The 811-nt window shown below is 46.1% G+C and carries 1 protein-coding gene; it reads left to right on the top strand.

Annotated features, from left to right (window positions below; genetic code table 11):
- On the top strand, positions 1 to 194 hold a 194-nt coding region (locus ABRT01_RS18300; RefSeq protein WP_285313160.1), incomplete at its 5' end, for a hypothetical protein.
- Positions 195 to 811: the final 617 nt, after the last annotated feature.

The raw sequence follows: 811 nt of genomic DNA, 5'->3' as shown, positions 1-811 counted from the left end.
GTCGTGGCTCCGATCTTTCTTGTGGGGAGTTTTCATCGTTTGATTGGTCTTTGGCTGATTTTACTGGTTGTGATTTAACGGGTGGGGCGCTTGGCGAGCTTGATGCAAGGCGAATTAATTTAGATGGAGTGAAGTTGGATGGAGAGCAGGCGCTTCAGCTTGTTGAGAGTTTAGGTGTTATTGTTCACCGATAAAATCTAGGTAAAAAACGCCTAATGCCCCAATGTGGTACTAATCAAAACGGAGCGAAGCGACATCTTCATCTTGTCTTTGCTTTTCTCCATGATCAGTTATTGGGTCATGGTCTCTTAGCTCGTTAATCTGGCTAAGTTTGGTTAGGTTGGGCTTCTTTCGACACTTCGCAATCCAAGAAATCCCTAGTCCGTTGATTGGTGCTCTTATCAGGTACGCACTGTAATCTTTCGATACCGCAGCGTGATTCGGAGGTAGAGCCGGAATTTCGTTTTCCGGTACGTTTTACTACCACAATTTGCCTGTTTATCCTTTCGGAGACCGGGCTAAGTCCGAGTCAATCAAGTGGTGCATTTGGGTTAATGTCGTTGGCTGGTATTTAATGAGAACGTGACAAGCGCCTCTCACGTTGCTAAGATTGGATTGCGACGTCTAATCTGAGCAACGAATGCACAAGATTTAGAGTACCAGAGCCCTGTGATGCTGTCACGGGGCTTTGTTACATCTGGAGCTTGGTAAACCTCATAAATTCAATTCGCAACGCTCGCCGCAAGGCGTGAACTTGTTTCACGTCGAGGAAGCGGAATTTCTCGAAAGCCTTATACTGTCTCCGTTCACA

The sequence above is a fragment of the Lentibacillus sp. L22 genome (assembly GCF_040812445.1).
GTDB lineage: Bacteria > Bacillota > Bacilli > Bacillales > Amphibacillaceae > Lentibacillus_C > Lentibacillus_C daqui.
Note: the sequence above shows the minus strand (reverse complement) of the source record. Positions and strands in the feature narration are given on the sequence as shown.